Raw genomic sequence first — 24045 nt, forward strand, 5'->3', positions numbered from 1 at the left:
CCTCGTCCATCGTCGTCGCGTCACGCGCTGGCCCTACACTTCGCCCTTCGCTTTTTTCCTGTTCCACCGCCCCCTGGTCTTCGGAGACCCTTCCGCCATGCAGCGCTTCCATTTCCCGATCGTCATCATCGACGAGGACTTCCGCTCGGAGAACACCTCCGGTCTGGGCATTCGCGCGCTGGCGCAGGCCATCGAGACGGAAGGATCCGAGGTGCTGGGCGTGACCAGCTACGGCGACCTGAGCCAGTTCGCGCAGCAGCAGAGCCGCGCCTCGGCCTTCATCCTGTCGATCGACGACGAGGAGTTCACGCCCGGCCCCGAACTGGACCCGGCGGTGCTGAACCTGAGGAAGTTCATCGAGGAGATCCGCTTCCGCAACCCGGACATCCCGATCTACATCTACGGCGAGACGCGCACCAGCCAGCACATCCCGAACGACATCCTGCGCGAGCTGCACGGCTTCATCCACATGTTCGAGGACACGCCGGAGTTCGTGGCGCGTCACATCATCCGCGAGGCCAAGAGCTACCTCGACGGGCTGGCGCCGCCGTTCTTCAAGCAGCTGATGGAATACGCGCGCGACGGCTCCTACAGCTGGCACTGCCCGGGCCACTCCGGCGGCGTGGCCTTCCTGAAGAGCCCGGTCGGCCAGATGTTCCACCAGTTCTTCGGCGAGAACATGCTGCGCGCCGACGTCTGCAACGCGGTCGAGGAACTCGGCCAGCTGCTCGACCACACCGGGCCGGTCGCACAGAGCGAGCGCAACGCCGCGCGCATCTTCAACGCCGACCACTGCTTCTTCGTCACCAACGGCACCTCGACCTCCAACAAGATGGTCTGGCACCACACGGTGGCGCCGGGCGACGTGGTGGTGGTGGACCGCAACTGCCACAAGTCGATCCTGCACTCGATCATCATGACCGGCGCGATTCCGGTGTTCATGACGCCGACGCGCAACCACTACGGCATCATCGGCCCGATCCCGCAGACCGAGTTCACCCGCGAGGCCATCGAGGCCAAGATCGCGAAGAACCCGCTGCTGGCCGGCGTCGACACCACCGGCATCAAGCCGCGCATCATGACGCTGACGCAGAGCACCTATGACGGCGTGCTCTACAACACCGAGACCATCAAGCAGATGATGGACGGCTGGATCGACACCCTGCACTTCGACGAGGCCTGGCTGCCGCACGCCGCCTTCCACAAGTTCTACGGCAGCTACCACGCGATGGGCAAGAACCGCCCGCGCCCGAAGCAGGCGATGGTCTACGCCACCCAGTCGACGCACAAGCTGCTGGCCGGCATCAGCCAAGCCTCGCAGGTGCTGGTGCAGGACGCGCAGGAGCAGAAGCTCGACCGCCACCTCTTCAACGAGGCCTACCTGATGCACACCTCCACCAGCCCGCAGTACGCGATCATCGCCTCGTGCGACGTCGCCGCGGCGATGATGGAGCCCCCGGGCGGCACCGCGCTGGTCGAGGAGAGCATCAAGGAGGCGCTGGACTTCCGCCGCGCGATGCGCAAGGTCGACGAGGAGTTCGGCCACGACTGGTGGTTCAAGGTCTGGGGCCCGCCGGCGCTGGCCGCCGACGGCATCGGTCGCGCCGAAGGCTGGGTGCTGCAGGCCAACGAGAGCTGGCACGGCTTCGGCGATCTGGCCGCCGGCTTCAACATGCTCGACCCGATCAAGTCGACGCTGATCACGCCCGGACTGGATGTCTCGGGCGACTTCGCCGAGACCGGCATTCCGGCCTCGATCGTCTCGAAGTACCTGGCCGAGCACGGCGTGGTGGTCGAGAAGACGGGCCTGTATTCGTTCTTCATCATGTTCACCATCGGCATCACCAAGGGCCGCTGGAACACGCTGCTGACCGCGCTGCAGCAGTTCAAGGACGACTACGACCGCAACCAGCCGATCTGGCGCGTGCTGCCCGAGTTCGCGGGCAAGTTCCCGATGTACGAGCGTCTGGGCCTGAAGGACCTGTGCCAGCTCATCCACAAGGCCTACGCCGAGGGCGACATCGCGCGCCTGACGACAGAGGTCTATCTGTCGGATGTCGAGCCGGCGATGAAGCCCAGCGATGCCTACGCGCACATCGCGCACCGCCGCACCGAGCGGGTCGAGATCGACCAGCTCGAAGGCCGCATCACCACCTCGCTGCTGACGCCGTACCCGCCGGGCATTCCGCTGCTGATCCCGGGCGAGCGCTTCAACAAGCGCATCGTCGACTACCTGCGCTTCACCCGCGACTTCAACGAGCGTTTCCCCGGCTTCCACACCGATGTGCACGGTCTGGTCGAGGAGGACATCGGCGGCGGGCGCAAGCGCTATTTCATCGACTGCGTGAAGGCCTGAGCGGCCGGGATCGGCCATGGAAGGCGTGCCGGAGCGCTTCGATTCGCCGCGCGACCGCGCCGAGTTCCTGCGCCCGGCGCATCGCGCCGGCGTGGAGCTCTACCGCGCCGCCATCGTCGACTGCGCCTTCGAGCCGCACGGCCATGACGCCTACGGCTTCGGCGTGATCGACCAGGGGGTCGAGCGCTTCCGGCTGCGCGGCGCCGAGCATCTCGCGCCGGTGGACACGCTGGTGGCGATGCAGCCCGAGGATCTGCACACCGGTCGCGCCGAGACGCCGCAAGGCTGGTCCTACCGGATGGTCTATCTGGACGAGGATCTGCTGCGCGGCCTCGGCGGCGGTGCGGCCTGGCGCTTCGACGAGGCGCTGATCCGCGATCCGCGCACCGTCGCGCCGGTCAGCGCGCTGATGCATCGGCTCTGGCGCGCGGCCGAGCAGGGCGCCGAGCCGCTGGCCTTCGACAGTCTGCTCGTCGAGCTGGTCGAGCACCTGCGCCCGCATGCACGCGACGCGGGCGTGCCGCGCGAGGCCTGCGCCGCGGCGCGCTTCCGCCCGGTGATGGAGCTGATGCGCGCACGCCTGGACGAGCCGCTGACGCTCGACGAGCTGGCCGCCGCCGCGGGCCTGAGCCCTTTCCATTTCCTGCGCAGCTTTCGCCGCGAGCACCACGCCACGCCGCAGCAGATGCTGATGGCGCTGCGCCTGCTCGAGGCCAAGCGCCGCATCGCCGCCGGCGAGCCGCTGGCGCAGGTGGCCGCGGCCACCGGCCTGGCCGATCAGGCGCATCTGACCCGTGCCTTCTCGCGCCGCTACGGCGTGACGCCGGCGCGCTACCGCCAGCAGCTGCAGCAATCCGGTACAAGACCCCGCCGGCACGCCTGACCGACACTGCCCGGCATGTCGATCGGAATTCTCTGCGCCCTGGTGGCTGGCCTGATGTGGGGCCTGGTCTTCGTCACGCCGCTGCTGCTGCCGGACTATCCGGCCGCGCTGCTGTCCTGCGGCCGCTATCTGGCCTTCGGGCTGATCGCGCTGCCGATCGCCTGGTTCGACCGCGCGCGGCTGCGCGAGCTCGAGCGCAGCGACTGGATCGAGGCGCTCAAGCTCTCGGCCATCGGCAACCTGCTGTACTACCTCTGCCTGGCCGCCGCGATCCAGCGCGCGGGCGGTGCGCTGCCGACGATGATCATCGGCACGCTGCCGGTGGTGATCGCCATCTGCTCGAACCTGCGCGATCCGCGCGAGCGCCTGCCGTGGCGCGAGCTGCTGCCGCCGCTGGTGCTGATCGCCATCGGCATCGCCTGCGTCAATCAGGTCGAGCTGGAGCGGCTGCGCGCCGAGGGCAGTCTGGATGCGGGCCGCTATCTGGGCGGCGCCTTGCTGGCCCTGGCTGCGGTGGCCTGCTGGACCTGGTACCCGATCCGCAATGCCGACTGGATGCGCGCCCATCCGGACCGCCATCCGCGCAGCTGGGCCACCGCGCAGGGACTGATGACGCTGCCGCTGGCGGCGCTGGGCTACGGCGCGCTGGGGCTGGTCTCGCTGACACCGGCCGGCGCGGCCGGGCTGGGCGTGGCCATGCCCTTCGGGCCGGAGCCGCTGCGCTTCGTGCTGATGATGCTGGCGGTGGGCCTGCTGGCGTCCTGGGTCGGCACGCTGTGCTGGAACGCCGCCAGCCAGCGCCTGCCCACCACGCTGCTCGGGCAGCTGATCGTGTTCGAGACGCTGGCTGCGCTGGGCTACGCGATGCTGCTGCGCGGGCGCTGGCCGGATGCGGCCACGCTGGCGGGCATCGTGCTGCTGGTGGCCGGCGTGCTGCTGGCCCTGCGGGTGCGTCCGCGGCGTGGACCGGATGGAACCGATGCCGATGCGCAGCCGGTCACGCCGGCCTGACACCGGCCTGAGGACACCCGCACGCGCTGACGGACAGGCGCGGACGGCCTGTCGGACAGCTTCCGACATGCGCTCGGGCAGGGCGCCGATGGTGCGCAGCCCGGCCCGGTCCTAGAGTGGCTCCATGGATTTCAGGAGTGCCACGATGAACGCCCAGCAGTACACGACGTTTCCCGCCGACCCGTTCGCCCTGATGATGAATCCGCAGGACATTCTCGCCGCCGTCGAGCGCTCGGAGCGCCTGGGCCGGCTGCAGCGCCGGGTCTGCCGGCCGCTCGACCGTCCGCTGATCCCGCATGCGCTCACCGAGATCGAGCTGTTCGACCGCAGCATCGACGCCGGCATGGTTCCCGACGAGGAACTGCCCGAGGACGATCACTGAGGCCTGTCCCCGTCCTCAGGTCGCCACCCGGCGATCGCCGGCATCGACCGGCAGCCGCACTCGCGTCGGGCGCCGGTAGAGCCAGGCGGCGCCGTGACGCAGCGCCAGCCGGTTCAGCGCCAGCGCGGCGATGATCGCGCCAGCCGGCAGCAGCAGCGCCCGCCAGGCCAGCGGCAGGCCCAGATCGGCCAGCAGCGGCGCCAGCGCCTGCATCGGCAGCCAGAAGCCGAGATAGATCGCCAGCGAGCCGCGACCGGCGCCCTGCAGCCAGCGGCCCGGTGCGCGGCCTGACAGCAGGGCCGACACCATCACCACCGCCGCGATGCCGACCATGCCCAGCATGAACTGAACCAGTGGCCACGGCGCGGGCTTGTACAGCATCAGCACCAGATGGGCCGGCAGCCACAGCGCCAGCATCCGCAGCGCCCAGCGCGGCTGGTCCTGGCTGCGCGCGGCCAGCGCCATGAAGAAGGGCGCCAGCACATGGCCGGCATGGAAGAACACGAAGTACATGCCGAACCAGTCGAGCACCGGAATGCCGGTGTGCAGCGGGAACAGATGCATCAGAGTGGCCGCCAGACCGACCACCCAGGGCGAGACCGCCTGCAGCAGGCGCGAGGCCAGTGCGTAGATCGGCAGCATCAGCAGGAACCACAGCATCGCCGGGGGCTTCCACAGCGCCAGCAGCAGCTGTGCGAGCGCATCCGTCATGTCTTGCGGACGGTGCTGGCCCAGCAGCCATTGCCCGATCACCAGGATCGGTGCCCACAGCAGCAGGAAATACAGGTGATGCAGCACCCGGCGATCGAGAAAATGCGGCCAGCGCCTGCGGATGACCTGCGCCATGAACAGGCCTGACAGCAGGAAGAAGTCCGGCATCCGGAAGGGCTGCATCGCGGCACTCAGATAGCCCAGCCAGCTGGCGGTGCCATCGCTGGCATGCAGGCTGCGTGTGGCCCAGTAGCCGACGACCGCCAGGATGCAGAGTCCGCGCGCGATGTCGACCCAGTCCTGTCGGTGCGGATCGACCTGAGGCACGCGATGCGCTGGATGCGTCTGGCGCGCCTGATCGGTGGCTTGTCCGGAGGGACTGGATGTTCCTGGCATGGTGACTGGCAACGATGCGGTTTCTGGTGCTTGCGCGAAAAATTCACGCGCACAGAAGTTACCAGATGCAAGTTAAGTCACGAATCATCCATTCATGGGCCCGGCAGCCCACCCGGGCCGCAACCCGGAAAAAAACGGAAGAGATGTCGAGGCATGCCACTTGCTTGGATTGCTCTGCCGCAAATCGGAACAGCCGGGTCTTCCTCAGGATGGGTTCCGTCACGGTTACATGGCAAGATGAAACGCATGATTCAGAAAATGAAAAATCCGGCTTTGCCCAGCGCGAGCCCGTCCGGGGATGCATGGTGGCGCGGCGCGGTGATCTACCAGATCTACCCGCGCAGCTTCCAGGACAGCAACGGCGACGGCATCGGCGACCTGCCCGGCATCACCGCGCGGCTGGAGCATGTGGCGTCGCTCGGCGTCGACGCGATCTGGATCTCGCCCTTCTTCCGCAGTCCGATGAAGGACTTCGGCTACGACGTCAGCGACTACCGCGATGTCGACCCGATCTTCGGCACGCTGGCCGACTTCGACGCGCTGCTGGCGCGCGCGCACCAGCTCGGCCTGCGGGTGATGATCGACCAGGTGCTCTCGCACACCTCCGACCAGCACGCCTGGTTCCAGGAAAGCCGCCTGAGCCGCGACAACCCGAAGAGCGACTGGTATGTCTGGGCCGATGCCCGGCCCGACGGCACGCCGCCGAACAACTGGCTCAGCGTCTTCGGCGGCAGCGCCTGGCAGTGGGACTCGCGCCGGCGCCAGTACTACCTGCACAGTTTCCTCTCCAGTCAGCCGGACCTGAACTTCCACAACCCGGCGGTGCAGGACGCGCTGCTCGGCGAGGTGCGCTTCTGGTGCGAGAAGGGCGTCGACGGCTTCCGCTTCGACGCGTGCAACCACCAGTTCCACGACGCGCAGCTGCGCGACAACCCGCCAGCCGGCGGCGGCGAGGTCTCGACGGTGCGCGCCGACAATCCCTACGCGATGCAGCAGCACCTGCACGACAAGAGCCGGCCCGAGAACCTGGCGTTCCTGGAGCGGCTGCGCGGCGTGCTCGATGCCTTCGGCGCGGCCAGCATCGGCGAGGTCGGCGACGAGAACGCGCCGCCGCTGATGGCCGACTACACCGAGGCCGGGCGCCGCCTGCACATGGCCTACAGCTTCAGCCTGCTGACCGCCCACTGCGCGCCGTCGCATCTGCGCGCCGAGGTCGAGAAGCTCGAGCGCGAGATCGCGCGCACCGGCGGCTGGGGCTGCTGGGCCTTCTCCAACCATGACGTGCCGCGGGTGGCCAGCCGCTGGTCGAGCGACGGCCAGCCCGACGACCGCCGCTCGAAGCTGCAGCTGGCGATGCTGCTGACGCTGCGCGGCAGCGTCTGCCTCTACCAGGGCGAGGAGCTCGGCCTGCCCGAGGCCGATGTGCCCTTCGAGCGGCTGCAGGATCCCTACGGCCTGGCCTTCTGGCCGGAGTTCAAGGGCCGCGACGGCTGCCGTACGCCGATGCCCTGGCAGGCCGACGAGGCACAGGCTGGTTTCTCGACGGTGGAGCCCTGGCTGCCGGTCAGCGCGGCGCAGCAGGCGCGTGCGGTCGACCGCCAGCAGGCCGCGCCGGACTCGGTGCTGAAGACCGCGCAGGCGCTGCTGGCCTGGCGCCGCGCCACGCCGCTGCTGCGCGAGGGCTCGATCCGCTTTGTCGATGCGCCCGAATCGGTGCTGATGTTCGAGCGCCGGCTTGATCCTGCTGACGCCACGGGTGCACCACAGGAGTGCATGCTGCTGGCCTTCAATACCTCGGATCAACCGGTCGAGCTGCTGCTTCCTGCCGGTTGGCAGGGGGTCGCGCTGCAGACCGGCACCCCGCTGGGCGCCTCGGCCCGGCTTGGCGCCGATGGCCTGCGCCTGCAGATCGATCCGCTTGGTGCAGCGGTTGCCCTGGCGACCGCATAACTTCCGCTCACCGCTTTCTTTTCGCTTCTTCTCGCTTCTTCTCGCCCCATGCCCCGCAAGACCTCCGCTCCGTCCCCGGCTCCGGCCGCCCCTGCGAAGAAGAAATCCCAGACGGCTGGCACCGCGCCTGCTGCCGTGCCCGAGACCGGCCGGGTCGATGCCGCGACGCTGGACGCGCTGATGCGCGCCGACCACGGCGATCCGTTCGCGGTGCTCGGCATGCATCACACCGGCACCGCGCTGGTGGTGCGTGCGCTGCTGCCCGGTGCAGCCGAGGTCGAACTGCTCGACGCGCTGGGCCGGCGGCTGTGCGCGCTGACACGTCAGGAGAGCAGCGCGCTGTTCACCGGCGCGGTGCCGCGCCGGCGCAACCCGTTCGAGTACCGGCTGCGCATCCGCTGGACCGATGCCGAGGGACGCGCGCTCGAGCCGGTGGTGGTCGACGACGCCTACCGCTTCGCGCCGCTGATCCGCGACACCGATCTCTACCTGCTGGCCGAGGGCACGCACCACCGGCCCTACGAGTGGATGGGCGCGCATCCGCAGATCCACGAGGGCACCGGCGGCACCCGCTTCGTGGTCTGGGCGCCGAGCGCCCGCCGCGTCTCGGTGGTCGGCAGCTTCAACCAGTGGGACGGCCGGCGCCACCTGATGCGCCGCCGCCATGAGTGCGGGCTGTGGGAGATCTTCGTGCCGCAGGTCGGCGAGGGCGATCTCTACAAGTTCGAGGTGCTGGGCGCCGACGGCGTGGTGCGGGTCAAGGCCGACCCCTACGCCTTCCGCGCCGAGGTGCGGCCGCAGACCGCCTCGGTGGTGCAGCGCCTGCTGCCCGGCGTGGCGATCGACGAGACGCGCCGCCAGGCCAATGCGCTGGACGCGGCAGTGTCGGTCTACGAGGTGCATCTGGGCTCGTGGCGGCACGGCGAGGACGGCCGCTGGCTCAGCTACCGCGAGCTGGCCGAGCAGCTGGTGCCCTATGTGCGCGATCTGGGCTTCACCCACATCGAGCTGCTGCCGGTGCACGAGCATCCCTTCGACGGCTCCTGGGGCTATCAGCCGACCGGCCTCTACGCGCCGACCTCGCGCTTCGGCACGCCGGAGGACTTCCGCGCCTTCGTCGATGCGGCGCACGCGGCCGGGCTGGGCGTGATCCTGGACTGGGTGCCGGGCCACTTCCCGACCGACGCCTTCGCGCTGGCCGAGTTCGACGGCACGCACCTCTACGAGCATGCCGATCCGCGCGAGGGCTTCCACCAGGACTGGAACACGCTGATCTACAACTATGGCCGCACCGAGGTCCGCAACTTCCTGGTCGGCAACGCGCTGTACTGGATCGAGCGCTTCGGCATCGACGGCCTGCGGGTGGATGCGGTGGCCTCGATGCTCTACCGCGACTACAGCCGCCGCGACGGCGAGTGGATCCCCAACCGCCATGGCGGCCGCGAGAACCTCGAGGCGATCGAGTTCCTGCGCCGCGCCAACTTCATCGTCGGCACGCAGCGCCCGGAGGCGGTGATGATCGCCGAGGAGTCGACCTCCTTCCCGCTGGTGACGCGTCCGCCCTCGCAGGATCTGCAGTCCGGCGGCCTGGGCTTCCACTACAAGTGGAACATGGGCTGGATGAACGACACGCTGGCCTATTTCTCGCGTGATCCGGTCTACCGCAGCCATCACCATGACCAGCTGCGCTTCTCGCTGATGTACGCGTTCAGCGAGAACTTCGTGCTGCCGCTCTCGCATGACGAGGTGGTGCACGGCAAGGGCTCGCTGATCCGCAAGATGCCCGGCGACGACTGGCAGAAGTTCGCCAACCTGCGCGCCTATCTCGGCTTCATGTGGGGGCATCCGGGCAAGAAGCTGCTGTTCATGGGCTGCGAGTTCGCGCAGTGGAACGAGTGGAACGAGGCCGCGCAGCTCGACTGGCCGCTGCTCGAGCAGGCGCCGCATGCCGGCGTGCAGCGCCTGGTGCGTGACCTCAACAGCGTGCTGCGCCACTATCCGGCGCTGCACCAGCGCGATGTGCAGCCCGACGGCTTCGCCTGGGTCAGCCATGAGGACGCGCAGCATTCGGTGATCGTCTTCGAGCGCCGTGCCGCGCCCGACGAGGCGGGCCACGCCTCGCGGGTGCTGGTGATCTGCAACCTGACGCCGGTGGTGCGCCACGGCTGGCGCATCGGCGTGCCGCAGGCCGGCGCCTGGCGCGAGCTGATCAACACCGACCAGGCGGTCTACGGCGGCTCGGGCGTCGGCAACGGCGTGCTCGAGAGCGAGGCCCTGCCGTGGCAGGACCAGGCGCAGTCGATCGTCATGACGCTGCCGCCGCTGGCCACCGTGATGCTGGTGATCGATTGACGGATCGGTCGGATCGGGCGATGAAGGTCGTGAGGATCGAGGCGGGCCGGCCGGCGCCGCTGGGCGCGACGCCGGTCGCGGGCGGGCTGGACATCGCGGTGTGGGCGCCGGACGCGACGGCGGTCGAGGTCGGCCTGTTCGATGCGGACGGCCAGGTGGAACAGGCGCGGGTGCGGCTGCCATGCTGCACCGACGGTGTCTGGCATGGCCGGCTGCTGGGCGAAGGGCTGGGCGCGGGCACGGTCTACGGCCTGCGCGCGCACGGGCCCTGGGCGCCGCGCGAGGGGCACCGCTTCAATCCGGCCCGGGTGCTGCTCGATCCGTGGGCGCAGGCGGTGGTCGGCACCTACGGCGGGCCAGGCGTCGACCTGAGCCTCTATCACGGCCATGATGCCGCCGACGTGCGCCAGCCCGACACGCGCGACAACGCCGCGGTCGCGCTGAAGGCACGGGTGGTCGCGCCGACGCCGAAGGTCGATCCGGCCGAGCGCCCGCGCCATCCTGCCGACCGGGTGGTGATCGCCGAGGCGCATGTGCGCTCGACGACGATGCGCCATCCCGACATTCCCGCCGAGCTGCGCGGCAGCTACGCCGCGATGGCGCATCCGGCGATGATCGCGCACTGGCAGGCGCTGGGCGTGACCACGCTGAGCCTGCTGCCGGTGCACGCGCGGGCCGATGAGGAGCGGCTGCAGCGCCTGGGCCTGTCCAACCACTGGGGCTATTCCAGCATCGGCTTCCTGGCGCCGGAGCCGCGCTACTGGAGCGGCCGCCCCGGCACCACGCCCGAGGGCGAGTTCCGCCAGATGGTGCGCGACCTGCACGCCGCCGGCCTGGAGGTGGTGCTGGACGTGGTCTACAACCACAGCGCCGAGACCGACGAGCTGGGCCCGACGCTGTCGCTGCGCGGGCTGGCCAATGCGCGCGCCTACCACCTGCGCCGGGCCGAGGGCCGCGCCGATCTCTACGAGAACTGGACCGGCTGCGGCAACTGCCTGAATCTGGCCGAGCCGCGCATGGTCGAGCTGGTGGCCGGCTCGCTGCGCCACTGGGTCGAGACCTATGGCGTCGACGGCTTCCGCTTCGATCTGGCGCCGGTGCTGGCGCGCGGGCGCGACGGCGCCTTCAGCCGCGAGGCCGGCTTCTTCGCCGCGCTGCGCGCCGATCCGGTGCTGGCCTCGGTGCGGCTGATCGCCGAGCCCTGGGACATCGGCCCGGGCGGCTATCAGCTCGGCGCCTTCCCGCCGGGCTGGAGCGAGTGGAACGACCAGTACCGCGACACGATCCGGGCCTGGTGGCTGCGCGATGCAGGCGACCGCGGCATCTTCGCGCACCGCTTCGCCGGATCGAGCGCGCAGTTCCGCCACGAGCACCGCGCGCCGACCGCCGGCATCAACTTCATCACCGCGCACGACGGCTTCACGCTGCGCGATCTGGTCAGCTTCGACCACAAGCACAACCACGCCAACGGCGAGCACAACCGCGACGGCCACCACCACAACTGCAGCTGGAACTGCGGCGTGGAGGGGCCGACGCAGGATGCCGCGGTGCTCGCGCTGCGCGCGCGCCTGCAGCGGGCGCTGCTGGCGACGCTGTGGCTGTCGCAGGGCACGCCGATGCTGCTGGCCGGCGACGAGATCGGCCACAGCCAGCAGGGCAACAACAACGCCTACTGCCAGGACAACCCGATCAGCTGGCTGGACTGGCCGCAGCAGGACGATGACCTGCTGGCCACCGCGCGCCGGCTCGGGCACTGGCGCCAGACGCTGGCCTCGCTGCGCATCGGCCGCTGGCTGCGCGGCACGCCCGATGCGCAGGGCTGCACCGATGTGCTCTGGTGGCATCCGGCCGGCCGTGCGATGCACGACGGCGACTGGGGCGATTGCCAGGACCGCACGCTGCTGATCCGCCTGCAGGCGGCGGCCGATGCGCAGGCGGTGCTGGTGTCGGTGCATCCGCAGCACATCGCCCGCGAGGCGCGGCTGCCCGACCCGGGCCCGGGCCGGCGCTGGGTAGCGCTCTTCGACAGCAGCCGCCCGGGCGGCGCGCCCGACCCCGAGACCGCCGCGCTGGCCGCCGGCGCGGTCGCGGTGCTGCCGGCGCGTGCGCTGCTGATCCATCGCAGCGAGGCCGCAGATCGGTGAACGCATCGGGGATCGCCGCAGTTCGCGCCGCACAGCCTCCGCGCACAATGTTCTCCAGCTTCATTCCATGAGTCCGAACGCTTCCATGACCTCGACCGCACCGAACGCACCGACCGTCCAGATCGTCTCCACCCGGCCGTTCGACGGCCAGCGCCCCGGCACCTCCGGCCTGCGCAAGAAGGTCACCGTCTTCCAGCAGCCGCACTACCTCGAGAACTTCGTCCAGGCGCTGTTCGACATCCTGCCCGAGCAGGTGGGCCCCTTGGCGGGCCAGACGCTGGTGGTGGGCGGCGATGGCCGCTTCCACAACCGGGTGGCGGTGCAGACCATCCTGAAGATGGCGGCCGCCAATGGCGTCGGCCGCGTGATGGTGGGCCGTGGCGGCCTGCTGTCGACGCCGGCGGCCAGCGCGGTGATCCGCAAGCACGGCGCCTACGGCGGCATCATCCTGTCGGCCAGCCACAACCCTGGCGGCCCGGACGGCGACTTCGGCATCAAGTACAACATCGCCAACGGCGGTCCGGCCCCGGAGAAGATCACCGAGGCCATCTACGCCCGCACCCGCGACATCGCCGGGTACCGCACGCTCGAGGGCGCAGCCGATCTGGACCTGGACCGGCTCGGCACCACCGCGCTGGCCGGCATGACGGTCGAGGTGATCGACCCGGTGGCCGACTACGCCGAGCTGATGGAAAAGCTCTTCGACTTCGACGCGATGCGCGCCTGGTTCGCCCGGGGCGGGCGCATGCGCATGGACTCGATGGGCGCGATCAGCGGCCCCTACGCCCGCGCGGTGCTCGAGGGCCTGCTGGGCGCGCCGGCCGGCACGGTGGTCAACGGCGAGCCGCTGGAGGACTTCGGCGGCCATCACCCGGACCCGAACCCGGCCCACGCCACCGAGCTGATCGCCGCGATGAGCGGCGCCGGTGCCCCGGACTTCGGCGCCGCTTCGGACGGCGACGCCGACCGCAACATGATCCTGGGCCGCGACTTCGTCGTCACGCCCTCCGACAGCCTGGCGCTGCTGGCCGCGCATGCAACGAAGGTGCCGGGCTACCGCGACGGCCTGGCCGGCATCGCCCGCTCGATGCCGACCTCGCAGGCCGCCGACGTGGTCGCGCAGGCGCTGGGCATTCCGGCCTGGGAGACGCCGACCGGCTGGAAGTTCTTCGGCAATCTGCTGGACGCCGGCCGTGCCACGCTCTGCGGCGAGGAAAGCTACGGCACCGGCTCGAACCATGTGCGCGAGAAGGACGGCCTGTGGGCCATCCTGTTCTGGCTGAACCTGCTGGCGGCGACCGGCGAATCGGTCGAGTCGCTGGTGCGCGCGCACTGGAAGCGCTTCGGCCGCCACTACTACTCGCGCCACGACTGGGAAGGCATCCCGACCGAGCGCGCCGACGCGCTGATGGCGGCGCTGCGCGAACAGCTGCCGACGCTGGCGGGCCGGCGCTTCGGCGCGCTGGAAATCGCGCAGGCCGACGATTTCTCCTACACCGATCCGGTCGACGGCTCCGTCTCCAGCCGTCAGGGCGTGCGCCTGATCCTGGCTGGCGGCTCGCGGGTGGTCTTCCGCCTGTCGGGCACCGGCACCGAGGGTGCGACGCTGCGCGTCTACCTCGAGCGCTTCGAGCCGGCCGACGGCGACCACGACCGTCCGACCCAGGACGCGCTGGCCGACCTGATCGCGCTGGCCGACACGGTGGCGCGCATCCGCGAACTCTCCGGCCAGACCGCGCCGACCGTCATCACCTGACACCTGATCCCGCCTGTTCCCGTTCCTCACCAGCACACAGCAAGCAGAGCACAAGGAGACCTGCCTCATGGACATCACCCGCTACACAGAAAGCCGCACGCTGGCACGTCGCACGCTTGCCCTGGTCCTGGCCGGTGGCCGCGGTTCGCGCCTGAAGGACCTGACCGACCGGCGCGCCAAGCCGGCAGTGCACTTCGGCGGCAAGTTCCGCATCATCGACTTCGCGCTGTCGAACTGCATGAACTCCGGCATGCGCCGCATCGGCGTCATCACGCAGTACAAGTCGCACTCGCTCCTGCGCCACCTGCAGCGCGGCTGGAGCTTCCTGCGCAACGAGATGGGCGAGTTCGTCGACCTGCTGCCGGCGCAGCAGCGCGTCGACGAGGAATCCTGGTACCGCGGCACCGCCGACGCCATCTACCAGAACCTCGACATCATCCGCAACTCGACCCCGCCCGAGTACATCGTCGTGCTGGCGGGCGACCACATCTACAAGATGGACTACTCGATCATGCTGGCCGACCACGCCGCCAGCGGCCGGGGCGTCACGGTCGGCTGCATCGAGGTGCCGCGCGAGGAGGCCAAGGGCTTCGGCGTGATGGCAATCGACGAGAACCGCGCCATCGTCGAGTTCGTCGAGAAACCGGCCGATCCGCCGCCGATGCCGGGCGATCCGAACACCTCGCTGGCGAGCATGGGCATCTATGTGTTCAGCGCCGACTATCTCTACCGCCTGCTCGAGGAGGATGCGGCCGATCCGGATTCCGAGCACGACTTCGGCAAGAACCTGATCCCGAAGGCGGTCTCGGAAGGCCAGGCGCTGGCGCACCCGTTCTCGATGTCGGCGATCGCCAACCCGCCGTACTCGCGCGCCTACTGGCGCGATGTCGGCACGGTGGATGCGTACTGGGCGGCCAACCTCGATCTGGCCTCGACCACGCCCGAACTGAACATGTACGACCGCGACTGGCCGATCTGGACCTACCAGGAGCAGTTGCCGCCGGCCAAGTTCGTGCACGACGAGCCGGGCCGCTGCGGTCAGGCGATCGACAGCCTGGTCTCGGGCGGCTGCATCGTCTCGGGCGCGACGGTGCGCAGCTCGGTGCTGTTCTCCAACGTGCTGGTGCGCTCCTTCTCGGAGATCAACCAGGCGGTGGTGCTGCCCGATGTGCAGATCGGCCGTGGCTGCCGCCTGAGCAAGGTGGTGATCGACCGGCGCTGCCGGCTGCCCGACGGCCTGGTCATCGGCGAGGATCCTGAACTGGATGCCCAGCGCTTCTTCCGCACCGACAACGGCGTGGTCCTGGTGACCCGCAGGATGATTGCCGCGCTATGAGAGTCCTGCAGGTCTGTGCCGAGATCTTCCCGCTGCTCAAGACCGGCGGTCTGGCCGATGTCGCCGGCGCCCTGCCGCCGGCGCTGGCCGCGCTCGGCGACGAGGTGCGGGTGCTGCTGCCCGGCTTCGACGCCATCCTGGACGGGCTGCAGGAGGCGGTGGTCGTGGCCGAGCTGCAGCCGCCGCCGGCGCTGCACTGGGGCAGTGGCGGCACGCGGCTGCTGTGGGGCCGGCTGCCGGCGGTGGGCGAGGGCGTCACCGCCTATGTGATCGATGCGCCCGGCTACTACCGCCGTCCGGGCGGGCCGTATGCCGACGCCAACCGCCACCCGTACGGCGACAACCATCTGCGCTTCGCGCTGCTGGGCTGGGTCGCCGCGGAGCTGGCGCAGGGACTCGATCCCTTCTGGCATCCGACGGTGCTGCATGCGCATGACTGGCATGCCGGCCTGGCACCGGTCTATCTGCGTGCGGCACAGCAGGCGCGCCACCAGCATTTCGCCGGCAGCGTCTTCACGGTGCACAACCTGGCCTACCAGGGCGGCTTCGCCGGGCATCACTTCCAGGAGCTGGGCCTGCCCAGCGACTTCTGGGGCGTCAACGGCGTCGAGTTCCACGGCCAGCTCGGCTTCATGAAGGGCGGGCTGTATTTCGCCGACCGCATCACCACCGTCAGCCCGACCTATGCGCGCGAGATCCAGGGCCACGAGCAGGGCTGCGGCCTCGACGGGCTGCTGCGCACCCGCGGCGTCGACCTCTCGGGCATTCTCAACGGCGTCGACGACGCGGTCTGGCATCCGGCCACCGATGCGCTGCTGCCAGCGAACTACGACGTCGATGCGCTCGACGGCAAGGCCGCCTGCAAGGCGGCGCTGCAGCAGGAGCTCGGCCTGACGGTCGATCCGGCACGCCCGCTGCTGTGCATCGTCAGCCGCCTGACCGAGCAGAAGGGCCTGCACCTGGTGCTGGAAGCCCTGCCGGGCCTGCGCGCGCTGGGCTGGCAGTTCGCGATGCTGGGCAGCGGCGACGCCTGGATGGAGACGGCGTTCGCGGAAGCCGCCGCTGCCCATCCGGGCGACATCGCGGTGCGCATCGGCTACGACGAGCGCTTCGCGCACCGGCTGATCGCCGGCAGCGACGCGATCGCCGTGCCCTCGCGCTTCGAGCCCTGCGGGCTCACCCAGCTCTACGGCCTGAAGTACGGCACGCTGCCGCTGGTGCGCCGTGTCGGCGGCCTGGCCGACACCGTGGCCGACACGCGACTGGAGACGCTCGACCGCGACGCCACCGGCTTCGTCTTCGACGAATTTTCCGCAGGCGCGCTGCTGTGGGCCGCCGAGCGGGCCGCGGCGCTGTTCCGTCGCCCGGCCGACTGGCGTACCGTGCAGCAGCGCGCGATGCGGCAGGACTTCGGCTGGACGGCCGCCGCGCGCCATTACCAGGCGCTCTACCGCCAGGTCAGCGCCTGACGATCTCTCCCTCTTCGCCCGATCATTCCCATGGACCTGACCCAGTTCGAGCACCAGTACGAGCAGCTTGCCCGTGACGTCGGCGCCTTCAAGCGCGCCATCTCGACCAAGCTGATGTACACCGTCGGCAAGGATCCCGTGTCGGCCCGTCCCGAGGACTGGCTGCACGCGGTGTCGCACGCGGTGCGCGACCACCTGGTCGAGCGCTGGATGAAGACCACCCGCGCGCAGTACGCGCAGGACGTCAAGCGGGTCTACTACCTCTCGATGGAGTTCCTGATCGGGCGCACCTTCACCAACGCGGTGCTGGCGCTCGAGCTGATGCCGGTGATCCGCCAGGCGCTGGCCGAGCTCGATGTCGACGCCGACAAGCTGCTCGATCTCGAGCCCGATGCGGCGCTGGGCAACGGCGGCCTGGGTCGGCTGGCGGCGTGCTTTCTCGACTCGATGGCGACGCTGGGCGTGCCGGGCTTCGGCTACGGCATCCGCTACGACTACGGCATGTTCCGCCAGACCATCGTCGACGGCCGCCAGGTCGAGGTGCCCGACTACTGGCTGACCGGCGGCAACCCGTGGGAATTCCCGCGTCCCGAGGTGCAGTTCCGGGTGCGCTTCGGCGGCCATCTGGAGCAGCACGGCGACACGGTGCGCTGGGTCGGCACCGACGATGTGCTGGCGATGGCCTACGACACCATCATTCCCGGCTACGGCACCGAGGCGACCAACACGCTGCGGCTGTGGTCGGCCAAGGCCACCGAGGAGATGAATCTCCGCGCCTTCAACCAGGGCAACTACTTCGGCGCGGTCGAGACCAAGAACCACAGCGAGAACGTCTCGCGGGTGCTCTATCCGGACGACTCGACCGCCTCCGGGCGCGAGCTGCGCCTGCGCCAGGAATACTTCTTCGTCTCGGCCAGCCTGCAGGACCTGCTGCGCCGCTACCTGCGCACCCACACCGGCTTCGAGGCGCTGCCCGACAAGGTCAGCATCCACCTCAACGACACCCACCCGGTGCTGGCCATCCCCGAGCTGATGCGGCTGCTGGTCGACGAGCACCGCGTGCCCTGGACACACGCCTGGCAGCTCTGCCAGAAGGTGTTCTCCTACACCAACCACACGCTGATGCACGAGGCGCTGGAGACCTGGCCGGTGGACATGCTCGGCCGGGTGCTGCCGCGCCATCTGCGCATCATCTTCGACATCAACGCGCATTTCCTCGGCGGCGTGGCCCAGCGTGGCGGCGGTGATCCGGACCTGCTGCGCCGTGTCTCGCTGATCGACGAGGCCGGCGAGCGCCGGGTGCGCATGGGCTATCTGGCGGTGGTGGCCAGCCATTCGATCAACGGCGTCTCGGCGCTGCACTCCGACCTGATGAAGGCCTCGATCTTCCGCGACTTCGCGCAGCTCTGGCCCGAGCGCTTCAACAACAAGACCAACGGGGTCACGCCGCGGCGCTGGCTGGCGCAGGCCAATCCGGGGCTGGCGGCGCTGCTCGACCAGCGTCTGGGCCGGGGCTGGCGGCGTCAGCTCGACCAGCTCGACAGCCTGCGCCATGCGCTGGACCTGCCGGGCTTCCTGGGCGCGGTGCGCAAGGTCAAGCGACAGAACAAGGAGCGGCTCGGCCGCCTGGTGCTCAAGCAGCTCGGCATCGACCTGAATCCGGACGCGCTGTTCGACGTGCAGGTCAAGCGCATCCACGAATACAAGCGCCAGCTGCTCAACCTGCTGCATGTCGTCACCCGCTACCAGCGCATCCTGGCCAATCCGGACGCGCAGTGGGTGCCGCGCGTGGTGGTGTTCGCCGGCAAGGCGGCCTCGGCCTACCGCATGGCCAAGCTGGTGATCCAGCTGACCAACGACATCGCCCGGGTGATCAACAACGACCCGCGTGTCGGCGGCCGGCTGAAGGTGGTCTTCATCCCGAACTACAGCGTCAGCCTGGCCGAGGTCATCATTCCGGCGGCGGATCTCTCCGAGCAGATCTCCACCGCCGGCACCGAGGCCTCGGGCACCGGCAACATGAAGTTCGCGCTCAACGGCGCGCTGACCATCGGCACGCTCGATGGCGCCAATGTCGAGATCCGCGAGCAGGTCGGCGACGAGAACATCTTCATCTTCGGCCACACCACGCCCGAGGTGGCCGACATCCGCGCCCGCGGCTATCAGCCCCGCGCGATCTACGAGGCCGATGCCGAGCTGCGCGCGGTGCTCGACGCGATCCGCGACGGCGTCTTCAGCCCCGACGATCCCGGCCGCTATCAGCCGATCTTCGACGCGCTGGTGAATTGGGGCGACCACTATCTGCTGCTGGCCGACTACGCCAGCTATGTCGCCACGCAGGACCGGGTCGACACGCTCTACCGCAACGCCGACGAGTGGACCCGCCGTGCGGTGCTCAACATCGCCGGCATGGGGCTGTTCTCGTCGGACCGCACCATCGCGGAGTACGCGCACGAGATCTGGCATACCCGGCCGGTCATCGTGCCGGCCGCGGCACCTCACGCGGGCTGATGATCGTCGGGGCGGGCGCGCATCGCGCGTGTCCAGTGCGCGCCCAGCTCCAGCGCGAAGTCCGACGGCATGAAGCGCTCGAAGCCGGCGCCCGGATAGCTGGTCAGCTCGCCGACGATCAGCCGCCCCTCGCACAGATACAGATCGACGCGCAGGAACTCGAAGGGCGCGGCCAGCTTCAGCGCCAGCGCGATCATCGCGTCAAGCTCGGCCGGGCGCGGGTCGGGCGCATGGTTGTCCAGCGTCAGCCGCACCGGCAGCAGCCGCCAGTCGGTGTCGTAGAGATTGCGGGTGTGCCGCCCGAAGCGGCCGCGGTCGACCTGGATGAAGCGCACCGCACCGCCGATCACATAGATCTTGTGATCCGGCGGAATGCCACCGGGCTCGCTCGGATCGTTCAGCATCGGCTCGGCCAGAATGCGCCCGCGCAGGCCTGAATAGCACCACTCGCGGCTCTGGCGGCTGAAGTCGGTGTCGAGCCAGCGCTGCATCTCCAGCCGCAGCGCGGCCTCGACGGCGGCGTCCAGCGGTGGATCGTTCTCGCGCAGGAAGATCACGCGGCCGCTGCCCACCGTCGGCTTGAGCACGCAGGGGCGCGCCAGCGTGCGCAGCGGTACCGCCTCGGCGTGGGTCCACAGACCGAGCTGCGGCAGCACATGCGTGTCGCCGACCTGCTCGATCACCCACTGCCGGGCGGCGGCCTTGTCGGCCGCGAGCTGCAGCAGCGGCGAGCGGCAGCGCAGCATGTAGGCCTGGATGTGCTCGTTGAAGCTGCGCGGCTGTCGGTAGTCGGGCCAGCGGCCGAAGTAGATCAGATGGCCGACCGCCAGATAGAGCCGGTCAGGCAGCACCCGGCCGATCCGGCGCGCCAGCCACAGATCCGGCCGATGAAAGCCGCGCAGGCGCCGGCCCAGATGGCGCAGGCGGTCGATAGCACCTGGCGGGGCGCCTGCAGCGGAGCCCGCGTTCATGCGGCGGCCGTGTCCGGCCGGAGCCGACGCAGCCAGCGTCTGAGCCGGCCGGAGGTGTTGGTCACCGCCATCCGGCTGGCCAGCGACGTCGGCGCCACCAGCATCGCCATCAGCCAGAGCTGCGAGGCATAGCGTTCCGGCCGGGTGTAGCCCGGGCATTCGCGCAGCGACCGCGCCTGCAGCCGCAGCAGGCGCAGCGCGTCGTCATGCCGGTAGGGATGGCGCTGCGGCTCGGTGCGCCAGGACAGCACCCGGGTGCGCAGGTTCCACGGCGCCGGCAGAAAGGGGCCTTCGATGCGCTCGCCGCCGTGGCGCGCCAGCAGCGCCAGCGACGCCTCGCGGCGGTGCAGATCCACCCGCAGCGTGTCGGCATGGCGGGCGGCGATGTTGCCGAAGCAGCCGCGGGCACGATTGGCGCCGGAATGAATGCGGTAGGCCCCCAGGGCCTCGTCGATGCCCAGCACCCGGCCATGAAAGGGCGCCAGGATGAAGGGCGGCGTGTCGGCGGCACGCCGCCAGTCCGCCTCGACCAGCGGGAAATAGCGCGCGATCGCGCTGCGGCGGTAGAGATTGCCGCTCGAGGGCGGTCCGCCGTAGCTGCCGAAGCGCCGGATCAGCGGCCGCACGTCGCCATCGTGCATCAGATAGGGAATGGTGCGGCTCATGCAGCGGCCCTCGCGGTCGACGCAGCGCAGCAGGAACTGGATCTTGGCCACGTCGCGTCCGCCGTCGGGCTCGGCGCGCAGCCGTTTCAGGCAATGCGCCAGGGCCTGGGGCTCGAGCCGGTCGTCCGCGTCCAGGAACAGCACCCAGTCACCGGTGGACAGCGCCATCGCGGCATTCATCATCGAGGCCTGCCCGCGGTTGTCCGGGCTGATCCAGTGGCGAATGCGCGTGCCGTAGCGCCGGATCACCGCATCGGAGCCATCGCTGGAGGCATCGTCGCAGACGATCACCTCCACCTCGGGCACCGGCAGGCCGTCGGGCCCGCCATCACGTTGCGCCAGCGCGCTGTCGATCGCTTCACCCAGGAAGCGTGCGTAGTTGTGGCTGCTGATCAGGATGGAAACCCGCATGGACGCAAGGATACATCCTGTTTCAAGAAAGTCCGTTCATCGCGCGGTGCGCTGCCGTATCCAGCGGCCGGCCAGAGCAGACAGACCCTAGCTCACGACATAAGCCGCAGCGCCGGTGGCGATGAGCAAGCCGTCGTGGTTGTGCATGCGCATGAGGGAGGAGGCGACGCGGCCGCCGAGGCGAGTGACCTCGGCGGAGGCGATGAAGTGAGCGCCCAGGCCTGGGCGGAGGTAGTCGACGCGCAGATCGATGGTGCCGACGCGGGAGAAGCGCTGGAGGATCTGGTCGGAGGGTTCGTGGGGGTGCTTGCGGGCGATGGCCAGGGTGAGGGCGAAGCCTGCGGCGGCGTCGAGGGCGGCGGAGATGACGCCGCCGTGGAGGCGGCCGTAGAGGAAGTGGCCGACGAGTTCGGGGCGCATGTCCAGGCGCAGGCGAGGGTGGTCGGGGTCGAGGGAATCGACCTTGAGGCCGAGGAGCTGGTTGAAGCTCAGGCGCTGCTCCCACAGCTCGGTGAGGGCGAGGTGGAGGCGGGCCTGCTCGGCGGGGGTGCGGGGGGTGGGGGGGGCGTCGGGGGTCATGCGGCAGTTTCCCCCGTTGGCCGCGTGTTCGCCTGTCACCCGCGCGAAGGCGAGGGCCCACGGTGAACATGCGCTGTGCCCTGCGTGGGTCCCCGCCTTAGCGGGGATGACGGGAAGGGGGCGCGCATGACGGCAGAAGGGCGTTGGGAGGGTGGCCGCAGAAGCCGGCCTTCTCCGACAGAGTCAGGGGCTGGACGCTGATGAGCGGGGCGGGGGCGGGCGCCTCCAATGGCGGGAGGTCATCAACCCTTCCTGCATCACGGAGAACCCCCGCCCATGACGACGCCCCACAGGACCCTGATCCAGTTCTTCCACTGGTACACGCCAGGCGGCGGGCAGCTGTGGGGCGAGGTGCAGGCGAGGGCGCCGGAGCTGGCGCGGCTGGGGCTCACGGACGTGTGGCTGCCGCCGGCGAGCAAGGGCGCCAGCGGCGCCGCCTCGGTGGGCTACGACACCTACGACCTCTTCGACCTGGGCGAATTTGACCAGAAGGGCAGCGTGGGGACGAAGTACGGCGACCGCGCCGGGCTGGAGCGGGCCGCGCGGGCGCTGCGCGAGGCGGGCCTGAGGGTGCTGCACGACGCGGTGATGAACCACAAGATGGGCGCCGACGACATGGAGCGGGTGCGGGTGCAGCGGGTGGATCCCGAGGATCGCCGCCAGATCGACCCGGAGATCTTCGAGGCCGGCGCCTACACGGTGTTCCGATTCCCCGGTCGGGCGGGGCAGCACTCGCGCTTCGAGTGGACGGCGGCGTGCTTCACCGGGGTGGACGCGATCCGCGATCCGGACGAGGCGGGCATCTTCCGCATCGTCAACGAGCACGGCGACGAGCACTGGAACCGGGAAGTCGACGACGAGGGCGGCAACTTCGACTACCTGATGGGCGCCGACATCGAGTTCCGCAACCCGGCGGTGTACGAGGAGATGAAGTTCTGGGGGCGCTGGCTGGGCGAGCAGGTGGCGTGCGACGGCTTCCGGCTGGACGCGGCCAAGCACATCCCGGCCTGGTTCATCCGCGACTGGGTCGGGCACATGCGCGAGACGCACGGCCAGGACATCTTCGTCGTGGCCGAGTACTGGAACCCGGACTTCGACGCGCTGGCGACCTACATCGAGCGCACCGACCGGCAGCTGGCGGTGTTCGACGTGGCGCTGCACCACCGCTTCCATGACGCGGCGCGCGCCGGCGCCGACTTCGACCTGCGCACGATCTTCGACGGCAGCCTGGTGGCCTCGCTGCCCGAGCACGCGGTCACGATCGTCGACAACCACGACACGCAGCCGCTGCAGGCGCTCGAATCCCCGGTGGAGCCGTGGTTCAAGCCGCTGGCGTATGCGCTGATCCTGCTGCGCGAGCAGGGCGTGCCGTGCGTGTTCCACCCGGACCTGTACGGGGCCGAGTACGAGGACACCGGGGCGGACGGGCAGGTGCACCGGGTGCAGATGCCGGCCATCGCGACGCTGCCGCGGCTCATCGAGGCGCGCCAGCGCTTCGCGCACGGCCCGCAGAGCGACCACTTCGACGAGCCCGGCTGCATCGGCTTCGTGCGCCACGGCACGGCCGAGCAGCCCGGCTGCGTGGTGGTGCTGGCCAACGGCAGCGAGGCCGGGCGCGACATCACGCTCGGCCCCGACCACGCCGGCCAGGTCTGGACCGACTTCCTCGGCCACCGCCAGGACGAGGTGGTGCTGGATGAGCAGGGGCGAGGGGTGTTCCGGGTGAATGGCGGCAGCGTGAGCGTGTGGGTGGCGCAGGCCTGACGGCCGCAGCCGCCGGCCGTGGCCTGCGTGGGTCCCCGCCTGCGCGGGGATGACGGCATCCAATTCCGCCACCCCCGCACCTCTCCCGTCACCCTCGCGAACGCGAGGGCCCACGCGCACCGCCCGCCGCCGCCGCCATCCCCCCCGCGCGCCGCTCGCGCATGCGCTGCCTGAGCCGCTCGCCCTCGAGGCGGTCGCGCTCGGCCTGGAGCTGGGCCAGGCGGGCCTCGAGGCGGGCGTGGCGCTCGAGCTGGGCGAGCTGCTCGGTGCGGGCCTACTACGACGATGCGGCCAACGCCCGCCGCTTCCAGTCGCCCGAGTCGGTCACGATGGAGTACCTGGTGCTGGATCTGCCCTCGGTCGAGCGCGGCATCAGCATCGCCGAGGACGACCTGCGC

Annotated in this window: 17 protein-coding genes; 13 read left to right on the plus strand and 4 right to left on the minus strand. The window is 70.0% G+C overall.

What is annotated here, in order from left to right; all coding sequences use genetic code 11:
* Positions 1-97: 97 nt before the first annotated feature.
* The 4 genes from HZU84_RS06220 (at position 98) to HZU84_RS06235 (ending at position 4632) form a co-directional block, all read left to right on the plus strand.
* Positions 98-2356, plus strand: a complete 2259-nt coding sequence (locus HZU84_RS06220) for an arginine/lysine/ornithine decarboxylase (protein ID WP_149503534.1) — start codon at positions 98-100, stop codon at positions 2354-2356.
* Between the two features lie 16 nt (positions 2357-2372).
* Positions 2373-3239: an AraC family transcriptional regulator gene (locus HZU84_RS06225; RefSeq protein WP_149503535.1), complete on the plus strand. Its 867-nt coding sequence runs from the start codon at positions 2373-2375 to the stop codon at positions 3237-3239.
* Positions 3240-3254: 15 nt separating this feature from the next.
* Positions 3255-4250, plus strand: coding sequence for a DMT family transporter (locus HZU84_RS06230; protein ID WP_149503536.1), 996 nt, complete (start codon positions 3255-3257; stop codon positions 4248-4250).
* 145 nt (positions 4251-4395) lie between these two features.
* Positions 4396-4632 carry a hypothetical protein gene (locus HZU84_RS06235; RefSeq protein WP_244954480.1) on the plus strand — a complete coding sequence of 79 codons (237 nt, stop codon included), beginning with the start codon at positions 4396-4398 and terminating at the stop codon, positions 4630-4632.
* A gap of 15 nt (positions 4633-4647) precedes the next feature.
* Here HZU84_RS06235 and HZU84_RS06240 read toward each other — a convergent pair whose 3' ends face one another.
* The gene (locus HZU84_RS06240; RefSeq protein ID WP_180692817.1) at positions 4648-5670 is read right to left on the minus strand and encodes an acyltransferase family protein; all 1023 of its coding nucleotides are present in this window, start codon (positions 5668-5670) and stop codon (positions 4648-4650) included.
* Positions 5671-5997: 327 nt separating this feature from the next.
* On the opposite strand from HZU84_RS06240, the gene HZU84_RS06245 reads away from it, so the two are divergent.
* From HZU84_RS06245 to HZU84_RS06275, 7 genes are all read left to right on the plus strand, one after another.
* On the plus strand, positions 5998-7689 hold the full coding sequence (locus tag HZU84_RS06245; protein WP_149503538.1) for an alpha-glucosidase: 1692 nt from the start codon (positions 5998-6000) through the stop codon (positions 7687-7689).
* A 48-nt stretch (positions 7690-7737) separates the two neighbouring features.
* Positions 7738-10041: a 1,4-alpha-glucan branching protein GlgB gene (gene glgB, locus HZU84_RS06250; protein WP_149503539.1), complete on the plus strand. Its 2304-nt coding sequence runs from the start codon at positions 7738-7740 to the stop codon at positions 10039-10041.
* A gap of 20 nt (positions 10042-10061) precedes the next feature.
* The gene (gene glgX / locus HZU84_RS06255) at positions 10062-12185 is read left to right on the plus strand and encodes a glycogen debranching protein GlgX (RefSeq protein WP_149503540.1); all 2124 of its coding nucleotides are present in this window, start codon (positions 10062-10064) and stop codon (positions 12183-12185) included.
* Positions 12186-12270: 85 nt separating this feature from the next.
* Positions 12271-13941: an alpha-D-glucose phosphate-specific phosphoglucomutase gene (locus tag HZU84_RS06260; RefSeq protein WP_149503541.1), complete on the plus strand. Its 1671-nt coding sequence runs from the start codon at positions 12271-12273 to the stop codon at positions 13939-13941.
* Between the two features lie 67 nt (positions 13942-14008).
* Positions 14009-15277: a glucose-1-phosphate adenylyltransferase gene (glgC, locus tag HZU84_RS06265; protein WP_149503542.1), complete on the plus strand. Its 1269-nt coding sequence runs from the start codon at positions 14009-14011 to the stop codon at positions 15275-15277.
* The gene (glgA, locus tag HZU84_RS06270; RefSeq protein ID WP_149503543.1) at positions 15274-16746 is read left to right on the plus strand and encodes a glycogen synthase GlgA; all 1473 of its coding nucleotides are present in this window, start codon (positions 15274-15276) and stop codon (positions 16744-16746) included. The genes glgC and glgA overlap by 4 nt, the downstream gene beginning before the upstream one ends.
* 30 nt (positions 16747-16776) lie before the next feature.
* Positions 16777-19257: a glycogen/starch/alpha-glucan phosphorylase gene (locus HZU84_RS06275; protein ID WP_149503544.1), complete on the plus strand. Its 2481-nt coding sequence runs from the start codon at positions 16777-16779 to the stop codon at positions 19255-19257.
* On the opposite strand, the gene HZU84_RS06280 is transcribed toward HZU84_RS06275, so the two are convergent.
* From HZU84_RS06280 to HZU84_RS06290, 3 genes are all read right to left on the minus strand, one after another.
* Complete coding sequence (locus HZU84_RS06280; RefSeq protein ID WP_180692818.1) at positions 19245-20228, minus strand: ATP-grasp fold amidoligase family protein; 984 nt, start codon at positions 20226-20228, stop codon at positions 19245-19247. The genes HZU84_RS06275 and HZU84_RS06280 overlap by 13 nt on opposite strands.
* Positions 20225-21304 carry a glycosyltransferase family 2 protein gene (locus HZU84_RS06285; RefSeq protein WP_149503546.1) on the minus strand — a complete coding sequence of 360 codons (1080 nt, stop codon included), beginning with the start codon at positions 21302-21304 and terminating at the stop codon, positions 20225-20227. The genes HZU84_RS06280 and HZU84_RS06285 overlap by 4 nt, the downstream gene beginning before the upstream one ends.
* Positions 21305-21391: 87 nt before the next feature.
* A complete protein-coding gene (locus tag HZU84_RS06290) occupies positions 21392-21883 on the minus strand; it encodes a thioesterase family protein (protein WP_180692819.1) in 492 nt (163 codons plus the stop codon).
* 276 nt (positions 21884-22159) lie between these two features.
* Here HZU84_RS06290 and amyA point away from each other — a divergent pair, with 276 nt between their 5' ends.
* A complete protein-coding gene (gene amyA / locus HZU84_RS06295; RefSeq protein ID WP_149503548.1) occupies positions 22160-23647 on the plus strand; it encodes an alpha-amylase in 1488 nt (495 codons plus the stop codon).
* 161 nt (positions 23648-23808) lie between these two features.
* On the plus strand, positions 23809-24045 hold a 237-nt coding region (locus HZU84_RS06300), incomplete at its 3' end, for a hypothetical protein (protein ID WP_180692820.1).

The sequence above is a fragment of the Sphaerotilus sulfidivorans genome (genome assembly GCF_013426975.1).
GTDB classification, from domain to species: domain Bacteria; phylum Pseudomonadota; class Gammaproteobacteria; order Burkholderiales; family Burkholderiaceae_C; genus Sphaerotilus; species Sphaerotilus sulfidivorans.

Excerpts from the sequence above, each read along its gene's own strand:
- HZU84_RS06245 (WP_149503538.1), top strand. The coding sequence starts at position 5,998 with ATGAAAAATCCGGCTTTGCCCAGCGCGAGCCCGTCCGGGGATGCATGG.
- HZU84_RS06285 (WP_149503546.1), bottom strand. The coding sequence starts at position 21,304 with ATGCGGGTTTCCATCCTGATCAGCAGCCACAACTACGCACGCTTCCTG.
- HZU84_RS06230 (WP_149503536.1), top strand. The coding sequence starts at position 3,255 with ATGTCGATCGGAATTCTCTGCGCCCTGGTGGCTGGCCTGATGTGGGGC.
- glgC (WP_149503542.1), top strand. The coding sequence starts at position 14,009 with ATGGACATCACCCGCTACACAGAAAGCCGCACGCTGGCACGTCGCACG.
- amyA (WP_149503548.1), top strand. The coding sequence starts at position 22,160 with ATGACGACGCCCCACAGGACCCTGATCCAGTTCTTCCACTGGTACACG.
- glgX (WP_149503540.1), top strand. The coding sequence starts at position 10,062 with ATGAAGGTCGTGAGGATCGAGGCGGGCCGGCCGGCGCCGCTGGGCGCG.
- HZU84_RS06280 (WP_180692818.1), bottom strand. The coding sequence starts at position 20,228 with ATGAACGCGGGCTCCGCTGCAGGCGCCCCGCCAGGTGCTATCGACCGC.
- HZU84_RS06290 (WP_180692819.1), bottom strand. The coding sequence starts at position 21,883 with ATGACCCCCGACGCCCCCCCCACCCCCCGCACCCCCGCCGAGCAGGCC.
- HZU84_RS06220 (WP_149503534.1), top strand. The coding sequence starts at position 98 with ATGCAGCGCTTCCATTTCCCGATCGTCATCATCGACGAGGACTTCCGC.
- HZU84_RS06235 (WP_244954480.1), top strand. The coding sequence starts at position 4,396 with ATGAACGCCCAGCAGTACACGACGTTTCCCGCCGACCCGTTCGCCCTG.
- HZU84_RS06260 (WP_149503541.1), top strand. The coding sequence starts at position 12,271 with ATGACCTCGACCGCACCGAACGCACCGACCGTCCAGATCGTCTCCACC.
- HZU84_RS06275 (WP_149503544.1), top strand. The coding sequence starts at position 16,777 with ATGGACCTGACCCAGTTCGAGCACCAGTACGAGCAGCTTGCCCGTGAC.
- glgA (WP_149503543.1), top strand. The coding sequence starts at position 15,274 with ATGAGAGTCCTGCAGGTCTGTGCCGAGATCTTCCCGCTGCTCAAGACC.
- glgB (WP_149503539.1), top strand. The coding sequence starts at position 7,738 with ATGCCCCGCAAGACCTCCGCTCCGTCCCCGGCTCCGGCCGCCCCTGCG.
- HZU84_RS06225 (WP_149503535.1), top strand. The coding sequence starts at position 2,373 with ATGGAAGGCGTGCCGGAGCGCTTCGATTCGCCGCGCGACCGCGCCGAG.